Source organism: Buttiauxella agrestis ATCC 33320, assembly GCF_000735355.1.
Taxonomy (GTDB): domain Bacteria; phylum Pseudomonadota; class Gammaproteobacteria; order Enterobacterales; family Enterobacteriaceae; genus Buttiauxella; species Buttiauxella agrestis.
Window position 1 is genome coordinate 1 of record NZ_JMPI01000005.1, and the last position, 1,952, is coordinate 1,952.

Here is a 1,952-nt window from a genome sequence, read left to right on the forward strand (position 1 = left end):
CTCCTTTAGGGAGAGGGCCGGGGTGAGGGGGAAGTTCTTACTTAGTAATACGTCCCTGAGCGTCTTTCATCGCTTCGTCAACAGTCTGGCGACCGCTAACGGCGTTGATAACAGCGGTACGAACGGCATACCAGAACGCAGACATTTGCGGCACGTTAGGCATGATTTCGCCTTTCTGGGCGTTATCCATGGTGGCGGCGATACGTGGGTCTTTCGCCAGCTGGTCCTGGTAAGATTTCAGTGCAACGGCACCCAATGGCTTGTCTTTATTGACTTCAGCCAGACCCTGATCGGTCAGCAGGTAGTTTTCCAGGAACTCTTTCGCCAGCTCTTTGTTCGGGCTGGCGGCGTTGATACCTGCACTCAGCACGCCAACGAACGGTTTAGATGCTTTGCCTTTGAACGTTGGCAGCAGCGTCACGCCGTAATTGATTTTGCTCTTATCAATGTTCGACCAGGCCCACGGGCCGTTGATTGTCATCGCCGTTTCGCCTTTGTTAAAGGCCGCTTCTGCGATGGAGTAATCGGTATCCGCATTCATTTCTTTGTTTTTAATCATGTTGACCAGGAAGCTCAGGCCCGCTTTCGCGCCCGCGCTGTCCACGCCCACATCTTTCACGTCATATTTGCCGTTTTCGAGTTTGAAGGCATAACCGCCGTCAGCGGCAATCAGCGGCCAGGTGAAGTACGGTTCTTGCAGGTTGAACATCAACGCACTCTTACCTTTCGCTTTCAGCTGCTTATCCAGCGCCGGGATTTCTTCCCAGGTTTTCGGTGGATTAGGTACGAGGTCTTTGTTGTAAATCAGAGACAGTGCTTCAACCGCAACTGGGTAAGCGATGATTTTGCCGTTGTAACGAACGGCGTCCCAGGTAAACGGATACAGCTTGTCCTGGAAAGCTTTGTCTGGAGAGATCTCGGCCAGCAGGCCAGATTGTGCGTAACCACCGAAACGGTCGTGCGCCCAGAAGATGATATCCGGGCCATCGCCTGTCGCCGCAACTTGTGGGAATTTCTCTTCCAGTTTGTCCGGGTGTTCGATGGTGACTTTAATACCGGTATCTTTTTCAAACTTCTTACCGACCTCGGCCAGGCCGTTATAGCCTTTGTCACCGTTAATCCAGATGACCAATTTGCCTTCTTCTATTTTTGCCAGTGCAGAGGCGGAAAACATCATCGTTGTCAGGGCAGACAGAGCGAGGATGCGGGCGCCAGTTTTAATTTTCATATGTCCCTCGAATTTTTGGATTTGTAGGCAGAGCGAATTGACGTTGCCAGTTTGCGCAGATGGCAAGTGCTTCTCATCCTCCTTAGCCCTACGCCCCCACCCTGGTATCTGTGATCTGCATTCCATAACTGACAGTTATGCGTGCTGGAGCACACAAAACCACCCAGAAATTTGAAACCACGATCACGAAAAACTGTCGCGCCCGCTGCAACCGGTTGCAGACCAGCCCCTCTCATCCTCCCGCCTCCTCCCCCATAAAAAACAGCAGGGTGGAGGATTCACGGAATGTATGAATCCGTCATAGTCCGACACATCTTGAATCACCTGCCACTCAGCAGCGTGACGGAATGAAGGGAGAAGTACATGGCAAGCGTACAGCTACGGAACGTAACAAAAGCCTGGGGTGACGTGGTGGTATCGAAAGATATCAACCTGAACATTCAGGAAGGTGAGTTCGTGGTTTTTGTTGGACCGTCAGGCTGCGGTAAATCCACTTTGTTGCGCATGATTGCGGGGCTGGAAACTATCACCAGCGGTGATTTGTTTATCGGTGACACTCGCATGAATGACATTCCGCCCGCTGAACGCGGCGTCGGTATGGTGTTCCAGTCTTATGCTCTTTATCCCCATCTTTCTGTCGCTGAAAACATGTCCTTCGGGTTGAAGCTCGCGGGCGCGAAGAAAAGTGATATCAATCAGCGTGTCACCCAGGTTTCAGAAACTT

At 51.7% G+C, this 1,952-nt stretch carries 2 protein-coding genes; one reads left to right on the top strand and one right to left on the bottom strand.

What is annotated here, in order from left to right; genetic code table 11:
* Positions 1-37: 37 nt before the first annotated feature.
* Entirely contained in the window at positions 38-1,228 is a 1,191-nt protein-coding gene (gene malE / locus GBAG_RS00650) for a maltose/maltodextrin ABC transporter substrate-binding protein MalE (protein ID WP_034492387.1), read from the bottom strand.
* A 363-nt stretch (positions 1,229-1,591) separates the two neighbouring features.
* Here malE and GBAG_RS00655 point away from each other — a divergent pair.
* Positions 1,592-1,952 (top strand): ATP-binding cassette domain-containing protein (locus GBAG_RS00655; protein ID WP_034492389.1); only part of this gene is annotated, 361 nt, incomplete at its 3' end.